Source organism: Paenibacillus konkukensis, from assembly GCF_023523925.1.
GTDB lineage: Bacteria > Bacillota > Bacilli > Paenibacillales > NBRC-103111 > Paenibacillus_S > Paenibacillus_S doosanensis.
In genome coordinates this window covers 3,398,179-3,416,690 of the sequence record NZ_CP027059.1, presented here as the reverse complement: position 1 = coordinate 3,416,690, position 18,512 = coordinate 3,398,179, and the positions used below count along the sequence as shown (strand labels likewise).

Annotated in this window: 18 protein-coding genes; 16 read left to right on the top strand and 2 right to left on the bottom strand. The window is 56.4% G+C overall.

The features are described from left to right. The first annotated feature begins 240 nt into the window (after positions 1–240). From SK3146_RS14625 to SK3146_RS14615, 3 genes are read left to right on the top strand one after another with little or no spacing between them, the layout of a single operon-like run. Positions 241–1,461 carry a quaternary amine ABC transporter ATP-binding protein gene (locus tag SK3146_RS14625; protein WP_249865719.1) on the top strand — a complete coding sequence of 407 codons (1,221 nt, stop codon included), beginning with the start codon at positions 241–243 and terminating at the stop codon, positions 1,459–1,461. After that, positions 1,442–2,272: an ABC transporter permease gene (locus tag SK3146_RS14620; RefSeq protein WP_375295582.1), complete on the top strand. Its 831-nt coding sequence runs from the start codon at positions 1,442–1,444 to the stop codon at positions 2,270–2,272. Before SK3146_RS14625 ends, SK3146_RS14620 begins: the two co-directional genes overlap by 20 nt. A gap of 4 nt (positions 2,273–2,276) precedes the next feature. Next, a complete protein-coding gene (locus tag SK3146_RS14615) occupies positions 2,277–3,179 on the top strand; it encodes a glycine betaine ABC transporter substrate-binding protein (protein WP_249865717.1) in 903 nt (300 codons plus the stop codon). 72 nt (positions 3,180–3,251) lie between these two features. Here SK3146_RS14615 and SK3146_RS14610 read toward each other — a convergent pair whose 3' ends face one another. Beyond that, positions 3,252–4,016, bottom strand: a complete 765-nt coding sequence (locus SK3146_RS14610) for a polysaccharide deacetylase family protein (protein WP_249865716.1) — start codon at positions 4,014–4,016, stop codon at positions 3,252–3,254. Between the two features lie 164 nt (positions 4,017–4,180). Here SK3146_RS14610 and SK3146_RS14605 point away from each other — a divergent pair, with 164 nt between their 5' ends. The 13 genes from SK3146_RS14605 to SK3146_RS14545 all read left to right on the top strand — a co-directional run bounded on the left by SK3146_RS14605 (position 4,181) and on the right by SK3146_RS14545 (position 17,611). Then, positions 4,181–4,723 (top strand): MOSC domain-containing protein, encoded by a 543-nt coding sequence (locus tag SK3146_RS14605; RefSeq protein ID WP_249866300.1) that lies wholly within the window; start codon positions 4,181–4,183, stop codon positions 4,721–4,723. Between the two features lie 262 nt (positions 4,724–4,985). Next, positions 4,986–6,689 (top strand): serine/threonine protein kinase, encoded by a 1,704-nt coding sequence (locus tag SK3146_RS14600; RefSeq protein ID WP_249865715.1) that lies wholly within the window; start codon positions 4,986–4,988, stop codon positions 6,687–6,689. Between the two features lie 19 nt (positions 6,690–6,708). Then, positions 6,709–7,407 (top strand): SAF domain-containing protein, encoded by a 699-nt coding sequence (locus SK3146_RS14595; RefSeq protein ID WP_249865714.1) that lies wholly within the window; start codon positions 6,709–6,711, stop codon positions 7,405–7,407. Positions 7,408–7,485: 78 nt separating this feature from the next. Beyond that, a complete protein-coding gene (locus SK3146_RS14590) occupies positions 7,486–8,805 on the top strand; it encodes a P-loop NTPase family protein (RefSeq protein ID WP_249865713.1) in 1,320 nt (439 codons plus the stop codon). A 4-nt stretch (positions 8,806–8,809) separates the two neighbouring features. Further along, positions 8,810–10,522, top strand: a complete 1,713-nt coding sequence (locus tag SK3146_RS14585) for an ATPase, T2SS/T4P/T4SS family (RefSeq protein WP_249865712.1) — start codon at positions 8,810–8,812, stop codon at positions 10,520–10,522. Beyond that, positions 10,500–11,489: a hypothetical protein gene (locus SK3146_RS14580; RefSeq protein ID WP_249865711.1), complete on the top strand. Its 990-nt coding sequence runs from the start codon at positions 10,500–10,502 to the stop codon at positions 11,487–11,489. Before SK3146_RS14585 ends, SK3146_RS14580 begins: the two co-directional genes overlap by 23 nt. A 25-nt stretch (positions 11,490–11,514) precedes the next feature. After that, complete coding sequence (locus SK3146_RS14575; RefSeq protein ID WP_249865710.1) at positions 11,515–12,411, top strand: hypothetical protein; 897 nt, start codon at positions 11,515–11,517, stop codon at positions 12,409–12,411. 34 nt (positions 12,412–12,445) lie between these two features. Continuing rightward, positions 12,446–12,679, top strand: a complete 234-nt coding sequence (locus SK3146_RS14570; protein WP_249865709.1) for a hypothetical protein — start codon at positions 12,446–12,448, stop codon at positions 12,677–12,679. Beyond that, the gene (locus SK3146_RS14565) at positions 12,676–13,074 is read left to right on the top strand and encodes a hypothetical protein (protein ID WP_249865708.1); all 399 of its coding nucleotides are present in this window, start codon (positions 12,676–12,678) and stop codon (positions 13,072–13,074) included. Before SK3146_RS14570 ends, SK3146_RS14565 begins: the two co-directional genes overlap by 4 nt. A 6-nt stretch (positions 13,075–13,080) precedes the next feature. Beyond that, positions 13,081–13,575: a hypothetical protein gene (locus SK3146_RS14560; RefSeq protein WP_249865707.1), complete on the top strand. Its 495-nt coding sequence runs from the start codon at positions 13,081–13,083 to the stop codon at positions 13,573–13,575. 47 nt (positions 13,576–13,622) lie between these two features. Further along, positions 13,623–15,461: a hypothetical protein gene (locus SK3146_RS14555; protein ID WP_249865706.1), complete on the top strand. Its 1,839-nt coding sequence runs from the start codon at positions 13,623–13,625 to the stop codon at positions 15,459–15,461. Between the two features lie 33 nt (positions 15,462–15,494). Then, positions 15,495–16,133 (top strand): S-layer homology domain-containing protein, encoded by a 639-nt coding sequence (locus SK3146_RS14550; RefSeq protein ID WP_249865705.1) that lies wholly within the window; start codon positions 15,495–15,497, stop codon positions 16,131–16,133. Between the two features lie 287 nt (positions 16,134–16,420). Beyond that, positions 16,421–17,611 (top strand): M24 family metallopeptidase, encoded by a 1,191-nt coding sequence (locus SK3146_RS14545; RefSeq protein WP_249865704.1) that lies wholly within the window; start codon positions 16,421–16,423, stop codon positions 17,609–17,611. 270 nt (positions 17,612–17,881) lie between these two features. Here the strand turns inward: SK3146_RS14545 and clpP are convergent, their stop codons facing one another. After that, positions 17,882–18,469 (bottom strand): ATP-dependent Clp endopeptidase proteolytic subunit ClpP, encoded by a 588-nt coding sequence (clpP, locus tag SK3146_RS14540; RefSeq protein ID WP_249865703.1) that lies wholly within the window; start codon positions 18,467–18,469, stop codon positions 17,882–17,884. Positions 18,470–18,512 lie beyond the last annotated feature (43 nt).

Genomic DNA, 18,512 nt, shown 5'->3' with positions numbered 1-18,512 from the left:
CAGATGCTTGTTTCATCATTATCAGAACTCACGATTTATTGTAAGAAACAAACTGCAGAATGTAAAGCAATGGATGGGGGTCGATATGAAAGCATAACGGAGCATTCTCCACTAAAACATTGTACAGTTTTTTCTGTACGTACGTTATGAACTAAAAAAACTGTTGACTCCTTAGAATGTGTTCTTTACACTTGTATGAGAGAGCTGGTAGCCGAATAGCAATGAAAAGAGGTGATAGCCTTGGCCATTATCGAAGTAAAGGATCTTACCAAGGTGTTTGGCCCAAACCCCGAAAGCGCCGTGGAGCTTCTATCCAAAGGCTGGTCTAAAGAGAAAATATATAAAGAAACGAAGCACACGGTAGGGGTTAACAAGGTTAGTTTTTCTATCGAGCCCGGAGAAATTTTTGTCATTATGGGACTGTCCGGAAGCGGAAAGTCGACATTAGTCCGGTTATTAAACCGCCTGATCGAACCTACGTCCGGTACGGTGGAGGTTCACGGCAAAGATATCGTCAAGATGAATCATGAACAGCTGCGCCGGGTGAGACGCGAACAAATCAGTATGGTTTTTCAAAAGTTTGCCCTATTTCCGCATCGAACCGTTTTGCAAAATGCGGAATATGGTCTCGAAGTTCAGGGGGTTGCCAAAGCGGAAAGGGAACCGAAAGCAGCCGAAGCGCTGGAGCTGGTCGGTCTCAAAGGCTGGGAAAACAGCTATCCCGAACAGTTAAGCGGCGGTATGCAGCAGCGGGTCGGACTTGCCAGAGCGCTTGCCAACGATCCGGATATTTTGTTTATGGACGAAGCCTTCAGTGCGCTGGACCCGTTGATCCGTAAGGATATGCAGGATGAGCTGCTGGAGCTGCAGGAGAAAATGAAGAAGACGATCGTCTTCATTACGCATGACCTGGACGAGGCTCTGCGAATCGGAGACCGGATCGCGCTTATGAAGGACGGAGCGGTCGTACAGATCGGGACTCCGGAAGAAATTATGATCAACCCGGCCAATGAATACGTGGAACGGTTCGTCGAGGATGTCGATCTGTCCAAGGTGCTTACCGCCTCCCATGTCATGCGCCGTCCGGAAACGATCGGTTTGGATCGCGGGCCGCGGGTAGCGCTGCAGCTGATGAGAGAAAGCGGGATTTCCAACTTGTTCGTGGTCGACCGCTCGAAGCATCTGTTGGGCGTTATAACGGCTTATGACGCTTCCGAAGCAATGAAAGAAGGCCGTAAGCTGGACGATATTTTGATCCGCGAGGTGCCGACCGTATCTCCGGATGTGCTGCTGAACGAGCTGTTTGAAATTTGCGGCACGTCCAAATACCCCGTCGCCGTAGTAAACGACAGCGGCCGCATCGTCGGCGTCATTGTGCGCGGCGCCGTACTTGGGGCGCTGGCAGGGCAACTGCTGACCAAGGAGGTGACAGAGCATGGCGATACCGAAGTTACCTCTTGATGAATGGGTGGAGCACGGTGTAGACGCGCTGGAAACGCACTTATCGTTTTTCTTTGATCCCGTAGCGGCGGTTATCGAAGGCGTTGTAAACGGAATTTCCGATGTGCTTCATCTGGTGCCTTCGCTTCTGTTTATCATCATCCTCGGAGCGATTGCGTATTGGTTCGCCCGTCTGCCGCTCGCTTTATTTACAGTCATCGGCTTGTATTTAATCGATAACCTCGGGTACTGGGACCATACGATGGATACGCTTGCGCTTGTGCTTACCTCGGCGCTGATTTCGGTTGTGCTCGGCATTCCGCTTGGCATATGGTGCGCCAGCAGCCAGCGCGTGCAAAGCATATTGACGCCGATTCTCGACTTTATGCAGACGATGCCGGCTTTCGTGTATTTGATTCCGGCCGTCACATTTTTCGGGTTGGGCGTCGTACCCGGCGTTATCGCGTCGGTAATTTTCGCCGTTCCGCCGACGATTCGCTTGACGAATCTCGGCATCCGGCAGGTGCCGCAGGATTTGGTGGAAGCGTCGGACGCTTTCGGATCGACGTCGGGACAGAAGTTGTTCAAGGTCCAGCTGCCGCTGGCGGTGCCTTCCATCATGGCGGGGGTCAATCAGACGCTGATGCTTGCGTTATCGATGGTCGTCATTGCCTCCATGATCGGGGCTCAGGGGATCGGGGCCGACGTGTACCGGGCCGTTACCCAAATCAAAACCGGCCAAGGCTTTGAAGCGGGACTGGCGATCGTTATCTTGGCAATTTTTCTGGATAGGATGACACAGCATTTAGTAAAAAGAAAAAGGAGAGGGTAGTCGAATGAATAAGTTGATGAAATCGTTTCTGTTTGCGGGACTTTCCGCGCTCGTAATTGTAACGGGGTGCGCCAAACAATCGGGAGGAGCCGGAACGGAAGCGACGCAGACGATCGGGGATCAAGTCAAGCATGAGATCATCGGGATCGACCCGGGCGCGGGCATTATGAAATCGACGGATCAGGCGCTTAAGGATTACGATCTGAAGGACTGGAAGCTGGTCGAAGGCTCCGGAGCGGCGATGACGGCTGCGCTGGATAAAGCGTACAAAGATAAAAAGCCCATCATCATTACCGGCTGGACGCCTCACTGGATGTTCGGCAAATATGACTTGAAATATTTGAAGGACCCGAAGAACGTCTACGGCGGAGATGAGCAGATTCACACTGTCGTCCGCAACGGGCTGAAGCAAGACGAGCCTTCCGCCTACGCGCTGCTGGATAAATTCGAATGGACCCCGGAAGATATGGCCAAAGTGATGGTTGCCATTCAGGACGGGAAGAAGCCGGAAGAAGCGGCGGCCGAATGGGTGAAGGACAATGCGGCCAAAGTCGACGAATGGTCCAAGGATATTCCTAAGGCTGACGGGAAAAAATTGAAGCTTGCCTACGTTGCCTGGGATTCCGAAATTGCCAGCACCAATGTCGTGAAAAATGTGCTCGAAACGAAGCTCGGCTATAAAGTCGATATGCTGCAAGTCGAAGCGGGTCCGATGTGGGCCGGCGTGTCGAACGGAGACGCCGATGCGATCGTAGCCGCGTGGCTGCCGACGACGCATAAAGATTATTACGAGAAATACAAAGGCAAATTCGAGGATCTCGGTCCGAACTTGAACGGCACGAAAATCGGGCTCGTCGTTCCTTCCTATATGGACATCGATTCGATTGAGGATTTGAAAACGAAATAAGACAATAGCAGGAGCAGTCCCTTTAATAAGGGCTGCTCCTTCTTTATTTGTTCGGGTTGCGGATGCATATGCTCACGGAGTGCCGTTTTCCTGCTTGACCGGGCTTATTTTGCTGTAAGTCAACAGCTCGGATATCGTGACGAAACGGTATCCTCTGTTTTTCAGCTCGGGCAATATTTTTTTGAGCGCCGCAATCGTTTGTGTCTTTCCTTCCACATAATCATGGAATAAAACAATATCGCCGTTGCGCGCGTTGTCCAGCACGGTGGAAGTAATCTTGTTTATGCCCGGCGTGTTCCAGTCCATCGTGTTTTGATGCCATGACCACATTACTACCGTAAAGCCCTCTTTTCTGGCGATCCGCACGAGCGTTTCATTGTAGTAGCCTCCCGGAGGACGGAACAGATGCGGCTTATGGCCGCTTGCCTTGAAGATGGCGTCCTGGGTTTTGCTGAGTTCTTCTTTAAACCGGCGTTCGGTGACCCGCTTGTTGAAATACAAGTGCTTGTAGGTATGATTCGCTAATTCATGGCCTTCATCCGCTTCTCGTTTCACCAAATCGGGGTACATTTCCGCCTTGTTTCCGATAATAAAGAAAGTGGCCTTGACGCCGTATTGCTTCAGCAAATCCAGGATGATCGGCGTATCCTCCGGATCGGGGCCGTCATCGAAGGTCAGCGCAATGACTTGTTCTTCTGTTGGCACTTCCCACACGACTTCTCCCCGCTTTTCGTAGTAGGGACGTCCCTTGCTCGGCGCTGCCGCCAAGGTAGTGCTGAACCCCAGCAGAAGAATGCAGCTCGTGAGCGCCAGCACCTTGATGTTACGACTTCGCATATCGCTATGGCCTCCTATTGCATTTGTAAATATGAAAGTGTACCATAGTTTTCCCGCACAAAATAAAATTAGCCGTAAACCGGTTTCCAATTATTTACCACGTGACAATTCCAGTCAGGGAGTAAAATTGATATGATAAATACGAGGAGTTGATCGATGTGAAAATGTATGAAGCGACCGCGGAAGCGGTATTGATCGCCCGCGTCCCGGGCAGTTTCATAACCCGGCGCGAGGCCGGTCTGGATGTCGAGCTGGCGGGAATTCCCGGCGACCGGCATTACGGCTTGCTCCGTCCGGCCGATTCCAGACAGCGGTTCTATCCCCGCGGCACGATGGTGGCGAACCGAAGGCAAATCAGTATCGTATCGGTTGAAGAATGCGCCCGGGTTGCGGCCAAGCTCGGCATTGCGGAACTGCTGCCGGAATGGCTTGGCGCCAATATACTATTGAGCGGTTACGAGGAGCTTACGTCGCTGCCGCAAGGAGCGAGACTGCTGTTTCCGGACGGCGCGGGGCTGATCTGCGAAGGGGAAAATGCCCCCTGCACCGATGCCGGTCAAGCTATCGCCGAAGCGGAGGGCATTCCGGGGATCAAGACGGCCTTCGTTAAAGCGGCTTACCGCATGCGGGGCATTGTCTGCTCGGTCGAACGCGAAGGCATGATCCGTCAGGGCGATCCGGTGAAAATCATGATCGAAGGCGTATAACGCGAATGCTATTGCATTTTCAAGAAATTTGTGGTAATTTATAGTCAACATTTGGTAAACATGAGCGGAAGAACCGCCTCTACCATGCTTAGGCATGGCAGGGGCGGTTCTTTTGTTGTTTAGGTAGTTGCTTAAATCATGATGAACAAGAAGACGAAGCAAGCGGAACAGCAGGATGACTTGCGCTTGATGAGGCCGGGAAGCGCGACAGCGCTGCGTCGTTCATCAAGGGATGTTTCCGCTAATACGGAGGTGACTCGTCATGCGCCATCGGGAAGGCTTGCAGGAAGGCGATGTGCTTGGCGGCAGATACCGGATTTCGGCCGTAATCGGCCGAGGAGGCATGAGCACGGTGTATTTGGCCGAAGATATGCGCCTGCCCGGCAAACGGAGGGCGGTTAAGGAATCAAGGCTCGATCCTGAGCAAGTCGGCGCGGGGCTGGAGGAAGCGCAGATGCTGATCCGGCTCAATCATCCGAATCTTCCCGATATTGTCGATTATTATCTGGAAGAGCAGGGCGGCTTCAGCTATCTTGTGATGGATTATATCGAAGGGGAAACGCTGCTGAAACGATTTGAACGGCAGGGGCGGCGCATGACGAGCGATCAAGTGATCGATTATGCGCTGCAACTATGCGAGCTGTTCGAGTATTTGCACTCGCAAAAGCCGGAGCCGATCATTTATCGCGATCTGAAGCCGGCTAATCTGATGATCGACGTACAGGAGCGGCTGCGGCTGATCGATTTCGGCATTGCGCGCAACTACAAGCCCGGGCAATCGGCCGATACGTTGCCTATCGGCACGGTCGGCTTCGCCGCCCCGGAACAGTTCGAGGGGCGTCAGACGGACGAGCGCACCGATTGGTACGGGCTCGGGGCGCTCATGTATTTTTTACTCAGCGGCGGCCGATACGGGCATGCCGCCTGCAGCGATTTGCGCGAGCACGACGCGGGCATCTCCGAGAGCCTCGCCGGGCTCGTGGAGAAGCTGCTGCAGTCGGAACCGGACGCGCGCTGTCAGAACGCGGCGGAAGTGCGCCTCGCGCTGCAGCGCGCTCTGGCGGAGCAAGGCGGGCGCCCAAGCGATGCCGCGGGCGGCCGAAGCGCCCGCCCGGCGCAGCCGCCGCGGCTGGTCGCCGTAGGCGCGCTGTACGGCGGGGCCGGCGCGACGTTCGCCGCGCTGGCGCTGGCCCGCGCGCTGCACGCGCTCGGCGTGCCGCACGCGGCGGCGGAGGCGCCGACGCAGCAGGCGGAGCTGTACGCGCTGCTGTTCGGCGAGAAGCACGCGCCGGCGGGCTATCGCTGCTACAACGCAGCGGGGGCCGACCCGGCGCAGCGGCGGCAGGCGGAGCCGCTCTGGGCGGACGGCTGCACGCTGTGGCTGCCGTCCGCGCCAGCCGCGGCCGAGCGCGCCCGCGCTCCGGCGGCGGCCCGTGACGACGCGCCGGCCGGCCGCTGGCTGAGCCTGCTGCTTCAGCGGGAGCTGCCGCCGCTGCTGCTGGTCGATATCGGCGCGGAGTGGGACCGCCCCGATGTCCGCGAGCTGCTGGGCAAGGCCCAGGACATTATCTACGTCGTGGACCCGCTGATTCATAAACTGGATCTGCCTGCAGTGCGAAACCGACTGGAGCTGCTGAGCATGTTCAGGCAGGCGGGCAAGCGGGTATACGGCTTAGCCAATAAAGCCGTCTCGTCCGGCCATACCTCGCAATGGCTGCAGGTACTTCCGGAGCGGCCGGCATGTCTGCTGCCCGCGATCGACTTCGTCAAGGTAGCGGAAGCCAACTGGTTCGGCCAACTGGTGCACGACCTTCCCGGCGTCCAGCAGCAATTAGGCCGAGCTCTGCAGCCTTGGCTGCGCGGCTGGCTGCAGCAAGGGGCAGCGGAAGGCGGCGGCTCGGGCGAACGGGTCGGCATAGGCGGAGGCACGCTTCGCACGCTGCTTCAGCTTTGGAAAAACGGATGACACGGGGGAAGGGGCCACGATGAATTTTTGGTATAAATGCTTGTATTATGTGCTGGTGATCGGGCTTTGTTTATCGGGGCCGGCGCTCTTGATAGGCTGGAAATGGGGCGTAGAGCCGCGCTGGGGCACCGTAGACGTTGTACAGGCGGCGCGCGGCATCGACCGCGGGGCCCGCTTGTCCGAGGCCGATCTTAAGGTCGTGAAGGTGAAGAAGGAGCTGCTTGTCAGCGGGGCGGCAAGCCGGCTGTCTGCGGTTCTTCATCAGGAAACGGTTAGAGAAATCCGCCCCAACGAGCAAATTACGGACGCTATGCTTAATACCGCTCATCTGCTGCCGGGGCCCGGAGAGTGGAATATGCCGCTTCCGGCGGAATGGACGTTCGGCAAGCCGCCCGGCAGCCTGCTTCGCGGCGATCGGATCTCCCTGCTGCTGATCCCGAAGGAAGAAGCGAAGAAAGCCGAAGAGAAATCGGGCGAGGAGATGACCCGGGAGAAGATGGAGCAGCTGCAAATTCCGTTCGAAGAAGAACAGCGGCTCACGGATATGGTCGTCAGCTTCGCCAAAGGAACGAATAACCAGGAAATTTCTTCCTCCGAGGACCGTAAGAAAACGACGGGGGTCGTAAATACCGTAGAAGTGATTGTCACTGAACAACAAAAAGAGCTGATCCGCAAATATGGGATGCAGGGATATAAATTTTTAATTATTTACCACTAAAAGCTTGGAAAAGCAAACGAAGCAAGCGAGAGCAGCGGAGGGGGCAAAAGCCTTCCGTCATGAAGGAGGAAGATCAAGGTGAACGCATATGTCGTTTCCGCAGACAGAAGGTTGTTGGAAGCTTTGAGGCAAACCGGGGAATACGGCGCCGTTTTGCCTGTATCGAAAGAAATGATTTCTGTGCTGCTGGCGGAGCTGGAAGGAAGACAAGAGCAGCCGGGGAGGCGGAATGCCGCCGGGCTTTCGGCCGATATCGGCATCGAAGCTTATACGGACGACATTTCGATTATGGTACCGGCTCCGGTCGACTCGGCGATGTCGGCTTCGGACGTATGGATCGTCAGCGACGGGCTGCTGGATATTTATGAAGCGGTAGCTCTGCGCTCGCTCTATCCGGCCGGAAAGTTCGTTTACTTGTTGAGCAACGACGGAGACGCCCATGCGATGCGGGCGATGCAGAGTCTGTGCGCCGCTCATGAGATGGATTATGTGCCGCCTTACCGGACGACGGAACAGGTGGCCGATGAAATTTCAGCGATATGTTTTACAAGGAACCAGTCGGCGAGCAAGGTGATTGCGCTAGTAGGCGCGCTCCCGCAGCTCGGGCTTACTTCCAGCCTGCTGCGGACCGGAATCGCGCTGGCCAAGCTGGCCGGCATCCGTGTAGGCATCCTTGGCTTGAACGGCTGGAACCCGGGCGACAGCGGGCTTGCGTATACCGGCAAATATTTGGATGAATTATGGGGCAATCTGCAGGGCAAACAGCTGCAAGCCGGCGAGCTGAAGGAGAAAATGCTGGAGCTCGCACCCGGCGTTTATTACCTGGCGGGCAACCGAGATTTGAAGAAGCTGTACTATTATCATACTGAAGGCATCGCCTGGCTGATCGACAAGGCGCGGGAATGTTTCGACATCGTGCTGCTCGACGCGGGCAGCTACCCGGACCATGCGTTGTCGGCGCAAAGCATTCATACGGCGGATCTTATCCTGGTTCAGATGGGACAAAGCCGTCAAGCGAAAGAGCAATGGCGGCGCATGTGCGAGCATATTTTGCAGCCTATCTTCCATATGGAGCAGCGGCAGCCGATGCTTCTTTTCAACAAGATGATCCATTCGCCTGAAATGGAGAACGAGAAGCAGCTGTCCCGCCAGCTGAACATGCCTTATGTCGGCAGCTTGCCTTATATCGATGCTTTCGGCCGCAGCGAATCGGACCGGAGCCTGCTGAGTCAGGCTTGGCCCGAATACGATAAGGAGCTGAACAAAGTTTGCAAAGCGATATTGCAGTACTATGATCTGCCGGTGGTTTCGCCTGCGAAAGAAAGCGCGTCCGTTCACGCTATGAAGCCGGCCAAGAGCGGCTGGCTGCGCTGGATGAAACCGGTCAGGGAGGCTTGACGGGATGGAAGCCCAGCGTCAACAGCGGTTTCATATCGGCTATTTTCATAGAGAGGGGAATCCCGAGCCTGTTGTCCCTGAGAAGGCCGAGCCGCCTTCCGATCCGCCGGCGTCCAAGGGCGGCAAGCTTTCGTTCGATCAGGCATGCAAAGCGTACAAGGAGCTTGTCGGCGAACGGTTCGCCGGGGCCGTGCAGCGAGGGGCTTCCGAACGCACGCAGTCTGAAGGAGCGGGAAGCGACGAGGCGCAGGCGTTCGTAGAGCTGGAGAATAAAGCGATTATCGGCGTCCCGGAGACGGTAACGGCCATTATGGAGCAGATCCAATCGTATGTCGATCAGCAGGGGCTTTATCAGGTCGAACTGCCGGAGTATTACGCCGGACTACGCGCCTACGCGCGGGAGGAGCAGCAGTGCTATTCGGATATTACGCATGCTATGTTTCACGAAATATACGGCTTCAAGGCGCTCGCGTGCTGGCAAAAGTATCCCGACAGCTATGCCGCCCAAATTATCGGCACCTCCATCTGGATTCATACCGGCGGACGTCACCGGCGGATGCCGTTCCAATTCGCTTCGACCCGGGAAGTGGATAAAATTATACGCGCCTTGACCCGGCAAAAGGAGGACGCCATCGTCAATCTGTACCATACGACGCTGGAGGTCGACTTGTATACCGGGGAGCGGGTGACGCTCACGGTCAAGCCCGATGTGCGTCACGACGTCATCACGTTTCGCCGGTTTCTGATCGGACGGGTGACCGTCGACGATTTGGCGGACGAGCGAAGACGCACGATTCCTCCCGAAGCGGCCGTCCTGCTCAAAGGCTTGTCCAAAACGCATTGCAACGCTTTGATCGTCGGTCCTCCCGGTACGGGGAAATCGACGACGCTGAAGGCGCTGCTGGCCGAACGGGAAAATGATTATACGGGGGCGATCATTGAGAAGCATTACGAGCTGGCGGCCAGCCGCGATTTTCCGGAAAAGAAGCTGATCGAACGCGTGACGCACGAAAATACGTTCCATCACGCCATGGATCAGGTGCTGCGCTTCGACGTCGATTACGCGATCATCGGCGAGGTGCGCAGGGTTGAGGCCGAAGGGGCGATGCTTGCCTGCGAGCGGCTGCTCAAAGGCTTCGGCAGCACCTTTCACACGTGGAAGCCGGAGACGGTTCCGTCGCAGTTCGCCAGGCTGCTGTGCAGCTTGAACCCCGGCGTCCGATTCGAGGAGGAAGAGAAGCGTGTCGCCGAAAACATCGACATTTTGATCGTACAAACTCAGGACCCGGGACGTATTCGCAAACGAATCAAAAGCGTGATGGAGCTGCGGTATGATCGGTTTACCCGCGAGATCAGCACGCATGAGCTGATGCGCTGGGACGAGCGGACCGATACGTGGACGTATCGTTACGATATGAGCGAGCGGCTACGCAAGGAAATGCGGGAGGTTAGCCCCGAATGGGCCGAACGGACCGAGCAGGCGCTTCGGCGTCTCGCTTCGGCGGCGCCGATGTCTCCGGACGAAGGAGTCGTCGTCTACAATCCGGCCGAAGCCGATCCGCTTCACCGCATCAGCAATTCCCTGGAACGGATGAGCGGGGCGTGCGGTATACCGTTAGCGGGTGAGCAGGCTTACGACGGCGCAGCTTATGCGGCCGCGGATAAACGGCCGAATCGAGAAGGAGGAGCGCTTCATGGCGACTTATCCGGTCTTTAACGTAGCGTATCTTTGTTTATCCGCATGGCTGTTCACGTTCGGTCTTTACAAGCTGCTTCAACCGCTGCTGCGCAATCTGGGCTTGCTGCTTCGAACCGAGCGCCGCCACCGGGCGGATATGAAGCTGCTGCAGCAGCGTAAGCAGCGGGATGAGCAGCGTTGGATCACCGTGATATGGCTGCGGCTGCGCCGTCAGCTGGAGCTTCTGCTCAAAGCGACGCAAGGGGAGAAGTTCAACGAATCGACCGTACAGAAATTCGTCCTAATGAATGTGTCTACGTCTTTATCTGCGTGCATCGTCATTTATTTCATTACTTACGATATTAGGTTCAGCCTTTTTCTCGGGCTCCTTATCTTGACCGCGCCGGCCGCTTATTACCGGATCAAGCTGAGGAACATGCAAATTCAAGGCGGATACGACCTGGCGGAAGCGGTCGGCATACTGTCCAGTAAATACAAGGTGAGCCGCGGCAATATGCGCGCCGCCCTGCAGCTTGCCAGCCCGGAGATCGCTTCGGCGCCGATCCGCCGGCATTTTATGAACTGGATTAGAGAGGAGCTGAATTACGTAGATTCGCAGGAGCTTGAGAAGGCGGTGGAGGAATTTATTTACAGCATTCACACCTCCTTTGCCAAGCAGCTCGGCTTAACGGTGCTGAAGGGATTGCTGCGCGGAGAAAATGTCGAAAGCACGCTGAACGCTATCGACAAAAACATTCATAAACAAATCGACATGCTGCGCGACGAAGGGGATTCGAGCACCGAAGTGCTGCAGCTTAGCTGGCTGCATGTCATTTTATTTCCGCTGCTCATCGTCATTATGATTGTCTTCATGGGTTATAACAGCACGATGCATTATCAGCTGGGGACGGAGCAGGGACGATTTTGGTTTACGGTAACGCTTTGTTTTATAGGGGGCTCTCTGCTGCTGGCCGTCTGGTTCCGCAGGCCCCCAAACGATTATTAGCATCTGACGGGAAGGGGAGCGAATCATGGAGCTGCAGCGGAAGCTGTATGTGCTGGCGGGAGCGCTGCTTGGGCTGGCCGTTTGTTTGATTTACGTTTACGCCGCGTATTTGGTGCACCGCAAGCTGCGCGCGCCGATTTCGCTGAAGCGGATGACAAGGCTTCAATATATGCGGCTCAGAGCGTGGCTTCATCACCCGGAACTCGAACGGCAGCTTGAGCAGACCGGTTATCCGTTTCGGATGAATGCGTGGAGAATTCAATCGCTGCGCTACGGGACGGCGCTCGTCTGGACGTTAAATACGCTGTACGACGCTTCGTTTCATTGGGATCGCTTCACGTGGACGAGCCTGCTGCTCAAGCTGTGGGGACCTGTCGTGCTGCTGCTTGCAACGAATACGAAAGCTTCGCTGCTGACCTATTTTCTCGGCAAATGGAAAGAAATCGACGAAGGGGAGAAGAACAGAGAGCTCTTCATGATCTACAGCATGATTGCCGACGAGCTGAAAGGCAGCGGCAAGCGCAAGCTGAACCTGCACACGCTCTTGACGAAGCTGCGCGATTATACGGTGAGAATCAAGCCTTCCCTGAACAAAGGGCTGCGGATGTTCGATGACGGAGCGCACGCTGCGCTGCAGACGATCGCTGAAGATATAGGAACGCGGGAAGCGAAGGAGCTGTGCAAGCTGCTCGCCGATCTGGAGCTGACGCCTCCGGAGGACATCGCCGCCATGGTGGATACGCGGGAGGAGAGCTATACGCAGATGCTTAGGGAGAACCGGCGCAGACAGCGCAAGTTTTTCGGCAATTTGGCCTATGCCGCCGCCTTTAGCCCGCTGCTTATTTACTTATGGAACGCGCTGAACATAGCCCAGCAATATGTCACCGATTTGGCGCGCAGCACCAATCATTTCGGAGCGTAATATTATCATTTGACCAACAAGGAGCGATCTATTTATGAAACCGGCTTTGGAGAAATTTTTATTAATTGCGGCGACGCTGGCTGCGATCGGCATTTTTATTTTTGTCGCTTTATGGGGCTCCATCAAAGAGAAGAAAACACAAATGGACGATCTGTTCAATAATACGAACGTCCCGACATCGTATCATTATCAAATAACGCCGGCGGACCCGGATCAAGGTCCGAAGAGCGGAGCGGATACGCTGCGGCCCCCTTCTCTAACGGCATGAAGGCCGCATTGGTGGAGATGCTGACGGTGTACATCCTTATGCTGCTGCTGTTTCAGCCCATTCTTCACGATATTTACTCGACGAGGGCCAATGCGGTGGAGATGGTGCTCGACAGTGCGATTCAAAAAGCGTCCAATGCCGATAACGGGCGATTCACGCCCGAAATTATCGATGAGATGCGAGGGACGCTGGTGCATACGTTTCTGCTGGATGAATCGGATATCCGCTTCAGCGGGACGACGGCGCTTACGCCGAGAGGCGAATACATTGAAGGCAAGCTATCTGTGAAAAGCACGCCGAGGTGGCTGTTCCGCAGCATGTTCGGAAGCGTCGACCGCGATCCTCCGGAAATCGTGCGTTATGCCAAGCAGATGAGCGAAGCGCTGGTCAGGTGACGGCTTATGAACCGCGCGCTGCTGCTCATGTTCGTCATCTTGATGTTCTTATACACAACCGGATTTCAAGCCGACCGGTTTGTGACAAGCACGACGCATAACCGCTTAAAATTCGCCCTTAATCACGGAGCGCACGATGCCGCTTTGCAGGTAGTCAAATCCAGGCTTGCAGAAGGGCAAATCGTGTTTGAACGGGGACTTGCGAGAAAGGCGTTCGAAGCCGGCTTGAAGGCCAATCTTCAGTTGAACGAGGATGGAACTCCTTACGCCCGGACGCTGCTTCAAGCGGCGCCCGTCATCGTATTCGAGGATTACGTGGACGACGATATGCCGGAGGTCACATTTCCTTATAACTATGTCCGAACGGACCAGCGCATATCCAAAACGTTGAAGGGACCGGCCGTCATCTTCAAGGTTAAAGTCAAGCTGCCGAGAACGAACGGTTTTTCCTATGAAGGCGATGTGTACAAAACCGTTATTTATGAATATCCGCTTGATTAAAGCGGCTGCGGACGGTTCGTCCGAAATTGATGGAGGTGGGAAACGGAGTGTCAGCGAAATTTCAATTAAGGGGCAAGGGCAAGCTGATCCCTTTGCTTATAGGAGGAGCTATATTATTGCAAATTCCCGACGGCACGGCATGGGCTGCGGCCTCTGTGCCTCCGGCGCCGAGCTTGATCCGTGTAGACAACCGCGTTACCGGGACCAGCGATTCGGTTACTGTGAACGGTCTGTCGCCGGGAGATATGGTCAAAGTGTACCGCGATGCGGGGGCGGCTTCGCCGCTCGGCAGCGCTACGGTCGGCAGCGGCTCGACCAGCGCGGTAGTAACGATCGGGCAGCTCGGCGTAGAAAGCGGCCATGTGTATGTGACGGTAACCCAGCCGTCTTATTCGGAGAGCAAGCGGATCGTCAAATCGTATGCGGAAGAGCCATTGTCCGCTTCGCCGGCGGCTACGTCGATTCGCGTCACGAACCGTTCGGGAACCTCGTCGGACGAGGTGACGGTAAGGGGATTAGCGGTAGGCGACGTCGTCAGAATTTATGCCGATTCCTCCAAAACGAAGCTGCTCGGCTCGAATACGGTGGCGGCGTCGACGACGGACGGAACGGTCGTCTCGGTAGGCTCTCTGGGGGCTGAGGCGGGAGTGCTCTACGTTGCGGTAACGGAACCGGGACGAAGGGAGAGCCGGGCTACGGAAAAGGCGTATGAGGCCGAACCGGTAACGGAGAAGCTGCGGCTGGAGCAAATCCGCATCGTCAACGAGCTGGGCGGCGCTAACGACCGCGTCACCGTTTCCGGCATCAAGCCCGGTGATACCGTCAAGCTGTACGCCTCCGACAAGGCGGCCGCACCTTTCGCGCAGGCGACGGCGGCATCCGGGCAGAGCGAAGTGACGATCTCCGCCTCTCTGCCGTCGTCAGGCGGGGACGACAGTATCTATGTCTCGGTGACGACGCCTCCGCTGCGGGAAAGCGTCCGCGTATCCAAGCGGTATCGAGAGGAACCCAAGACGCCGCCGATCAATCCGGGCATGATCACGGTGACGAACGAGCAGGAAGGGACTCAGGATCATATTGAATTGATCGGGCTGTCCGCCGGTGACGTCGTTAAGGTTTATTCCAGCGAAACGGCAACGACTTCGATAGCTACGACAACAGTGGGCGCGGATTCGTCCAGAGCCGTGATTAAAATCGCTCAGCTCGGCAAAGGCGCGGGATACGTCTATATTACGCTAACTTCCCCATCCAAGGGAGAGAGCAGCCGAACGGTGAAAGCTTATGCCGCGGAGCAGTCGAGCGTTCCCGCCGACAGGGCCGATATTCAAATCCGCAATATTGCCGGGCCGGACGATACGGTGACCGTGACCGGGCTTAAGCCGGGCGATATGGTGAAGGTGTATGCGGAAGAGGCGGCCGCGGAACCGATCGGCAAAGCCTCGGTCGGCAGCGGTGCCGTAACGGCTGAAGTGAAGACGACTTTGCCCGGCACCGGTTACGGGATCGTATATGTGACGGTGACGCGGGCAGACGGAGAAGAGAGCCCGCGCACGCCCAAGATTTATCCGGCCGAGCCGCTGACGCTGCCTATTGCGGCGAGCTATATACAAGTCGACAATAACACGGAGGCCGGCGGCAGAGACGAGGTGACCGTCACAGGGCTTAAAGCGGGAGACCGGGTTCGTCTCTATGATGACGCTCTGTCGAGCACGCCTATGCAGACGGCGCTGGGCCAGCAGGCTGACGCTGTCGTAGCGGAAGGCTCCACCGTCGTTACGCTGGACCGTCTGGAGTTGAAGCCTGACGGAGGCAAGCTTTACGTAACCGTAACCTCCAAGGACCGGCGCGAAAGCAGCCGGACGATGAAGGCATACGAAGCGGAATGACGCTAATTCATAATAAAGAAAGAGGGGATTGTCATGTCCTTACGAAGACAACGCAATAAATTCAAGCTTATGTTCGCAGCCGCATCCATCGTCATTCTTAAGCGCACGGCGTATGTGCTGGCGCTCGTAAGCTTACCGTTCAGCCTATTCGCACCAGGGCATTCCACCGCTGTCGCCGCTGAAGACGCACCATTCCACGATTTGGAAGGGCATTGGGCGGAAGAGCCTGTGAAGGAGGCTGTGGCCGAAGGAATCGTATCGGGCTATGCCGACGGCACATTTCGCCCCGATCAAACGGTGAGCCGTGGGGAGTTCGTCGTCATGCTGTCGCACGGGCTGCATATTCCTCCGGCGGCGGACGCTGCGGATGTAAGCGAGAGGGACGCTTATTTGAAATCGCTGCTCGATGTCGGGATTATCGGCGGCGACTTTTCGGCGGATGCGCTGGATCAGGAGCTGCAGCGGTCGGAAATGATCCGGCTTGCGCTGCGGTCGCTTGATCCGCAAGGCGTAGAAGACGACGCGGACAAGCAATGGGAGCAGGCGGTGGCGGCAGGGCTCCTCGACGGGGAGCAGGATGCCGGGAGCTTGTCGCTGCAAACGGCGACGCGCGCCGAGGCCGTAGTCGTTCTGCAGCGTCTGCAGCATGCGTTCCATTTAAAGGAGCAGTAGAGGAAGGAAAATAGGTATATAGATAGAAGTTAACTAGCCTCGAAATCCGCGTTTGTGCGCGTTTCGGGGCTTTTGGGCATGCACCGGTTAACGGGTTGAAAGCGGGAGAAAGATGAAGTACTCTAGCAGTATCAGGTGAAGTTCCATACATAGCGGAAGCTGCCGGAAGCGCGCGGGGGCTCTTGCTCCCATGCTGCCCGGCCGCTGTATTGACAAGAAGCGGTCGGCCTGCGAAGAGCGTACATTTTGCAAGAGGCCGGCGATCAAATATTTAGGAGGAGATACAGATGAAGGAATATGCGAAGCGCATAGAGCGCCTGCAGGAGCGGCTGCGGCAGCAAGCGCTTGACGGCTGTATGATTACGCAAAATGTCGATTTGTATTATTTTACCGGATCGATGCAAACCGGGTATTTATTCGTGCCAAGCGGAGGGGAAGCCGTATTTTTCGTGCGGCGCAGTGTGGTAAGGGCACAGGACGAATCTGCGGTCGCTGTAGAGCCGCTCGGTTCGTTTCGCGCCTTCGGGCAGCGTCTCGCTGAAGTATTCGCGCCGTTGTTCAGGCAGGCCGGCTCCCGCAAGCTGCGGGTCGCCGCCGAGTTCGACGTGCTCCCCGTGCAGCAGCTGCAGCGTCTCGAAGCCGTTCTGCCTGACGTGGAATGGGCCGACGGCTCGACGGTGATCCGCGAGCTGCGGATGATCAAATCGGCGGCGGAGCTGGCTCTCATACGGGAGTCGGCGAGAGTGATCGATTTGGCGTTTCAAGAGGCTTTCGGCATGCTGCGGGCGGGAATGACCGAGCTGGAGCTGATCAGCGGCTTCGAGCTGTTTATCCGCCGGCAAGGCCATATCGGCTTGATGCGTATGCGCGGCTACAACCAGGAGGTGATCACCGGTATGGTGGGGGCCGGGGAGGCCGCCGCGATGCCCTCGTACTTCGACGGCCCCGCGGGAGGCCAAGGGCTTAGCGCGGCAAGCCCGCAGAGCGCGAGCCGCCGGGTCATTCAGTCGGGCGAGCCGATCCTGCTCGATGTCGGCTGCTGCATCGACGGCTACGTCATCGACCAGACGCGTACGGCCGTTATCGGCTCGCTGCCTGAGGATTTGGCTCAGGCGTACGACACGTCGGAGCGCATTATTCGCAGCGTGGAGGAGATGCTGAAGCCGGGAACCGTCTGCGAGAAGCTGTACATGCATTCGCTGCTTATGGCTCATGAAGCAGGCCTGAGCGACCATTATATGGGCTACGGCGCCGATCAGGTGAAGTTTCTCGGTCATGGCATCGGCCTCGAAATCGATGAGCTGCCGGTGTTGGCCAAAGGCTTCAGCTACCCGCTGCAGCCGGGCATGGTCGTCGCCATTGAGCCGAAGTTTACGTTTCCGCAGCGTGGCGTCGTCGGGATCGAGAACAGCTATGCGATTACGGATACCGGCTTCGAGAAGCTGACCGTCACCCGCGAAGGGCTGATCAAGCTGTAATACGAATTCGGCAAGGCACCTTGTAGGAGAAATCTGCAAGCGTGGTGAACCGGCAGATGGAGCCAGCGAGAGCTAGCTGGAGAAGCGCAGCGTTCGCCTTTAATCAAGGCGGGCCGCGATCGACGGGGAAAATCCTTCGCCAAAAGCGCCGATTGCGCCGTTCCAATTTTCTATCGGCTCTCCGGCCACTTGTTCACCGCGCTTCTTTTAGATAAGGTTAAAACAAGAAAGACCTCACTCCCGTTACAAGCGGAAATGAGGTCTTTCTTGTTAAGAGGCGCTGCGTTCCACGATCCGGTCGATCAAGCCGTATTCTTTGGCTTCGGCCGGGGTCATAAAATAGTCGCGGTCCGAATCTTTCTCGACTTTATCGAACGGCTGGCCGGACGTCTCGGAGATGATGCTGTACAGCACTTTGCGCGTCTTCATAATATGCGTGGCGCGAATTTGAATGTCCGACGCCTGCCCTTGCGTCCCGCCCCATGGCTGATGGATCATAATTTCCGAATTCGGCAGGGCGAACCGTTTGCCCTTGGCTCCGCCTGTCAGCAGAATAGCGCCCATCGATGCGGCGAACCCGACGCAAATCGTCGATACGTCAGGCTGAATGAACTGCATCGTATCGTAGATCGCCAAGCCGGCCGTAGTCGAGCCTCCGGGCGAGTTGATGTATAGATGAATATCTTTATGGGGATCGGCCGCCGCCAGGAAGAGCAGTTGGGCGATAATGCTGTTCGCGACCTGATCGTTAACCTCCGATCCCAAGAATACGATGCGGTCCTTCAGCAAACGCGAGTAAATATCGTAGGACCGCTCCGAACGGCCGTCCTGCTCAATAACGTAAGGAACATGATTCATCGAATTTCCCTCCTCGAATGGTGGATGATTCGGCAAGGCCGAA

What these genes read in the sequence shown, in the direction of transcription:
- SK3146_RS14610 (WP_249865716.1), bottom strand. Translation starts at nt 4,016, where the DNA reads ATGCGAAGTCGTAACATCAAGGTGCTGGCGCTCACGAGCTGCATTCTT.
- SK3146_RS14585 (WP_249865712.1), top strand. Translation starts at nt 8,810, where the DNA reads ATGGAAGCCCAGCGTCAACAGCGGTTTCATATCGGCTATTTTCATAGA.
- SK3146_RS14550 (WP_249865705.1), top strand. Translation starts at nt 15,495, where the DNA reads ATGTCCTTACGAAGACAACGCAATAAATTCAAGCTTATGTTCGCAGCC.
- SK3146_RS14580 (WP_249865711.1), top strand. Translation starts at nt 10,500, where the DNA reads ATGGCGACTTATCCGGTCTTTAACGTAGCGTATCTTTGTTTATCCGCA.
- SK3146_RS14565 (WP_249865708.1), top strand. Translation starts at nt 12,676, where the DNA reads ATGAAGGCCGCATTGGTGGAGATGCTGACGGTGTACATCCTTATGCTG.
- SK3146_RS14615 (WP_249865717.1), top strand. Translation starts at nt 2,277, where the DNA reads ATGAATAAGTTGATGAAATCGTTTCTGTTTGCGGGACTTTCCGCGCTC.
- SK3146_RS14575 (WP_249865710.1), top strand. Translation starts at nt 11,515, where the DNA reads ATGGAGCTGCAGCGGAAGCTGTATGTGCTGGCGGGAGCGCTGCTTGGG.
- SK3146_RS14600 (WP_249865715.1), top strand. Translation starts at nt 4,986, where the DNA reads ATGCGCCATCGGGAAGGCTTGCAGGAAGGCGATGTGCTTGGCGGCAGA.
- SK3146_RS14595 (WP_249865714.1), top strand. Translation starts at nt 6,709, where the DNA reads ATGAATTTTTGGTATAAATGCTTGTATTATGTGCTGGTGATCGGGCTT.
- clpP (WP_249865703.1), bottom strand. Translation starts at nt 18,469, where the DNA reads ATGAATCATGTTCCTTACGTTATTGAGCAGGACGGCCGTTCGGAGCGG.
- SK3146_RS14570 (WP_249865709.1), top strand. Translation starts at nt 12,446, where the DNA reads ATGAAACCGGCTTTGGAGAAATTTTTATTAATTGCGGCGACGCTGGCT.
- SK3146_RS14560 (WP_249865707.1), top strand. Translation starts at nt 13,081, where the DNA reads ATGAACCGCGCGCTGCTGCTCATGTTCGTCATCTTGATGTTCTTATAC.
- SK3146_RS14545 (WP_249865704.1), top strand. Translation starts at nt 16,421, where the DNA reads ATGAAGGAATATGCGAAGCGCATAGAGCGCCTGCAGGAGCGGCTGCGG.
- SK3146_RS14605 (WP_249866300.1), top strand. Translation starts at nt 4,181, where the DNA reads ATGTATGAAGCGACCGCGGAAGCGGTATTGATCGCCCGCGTCCCGGGC.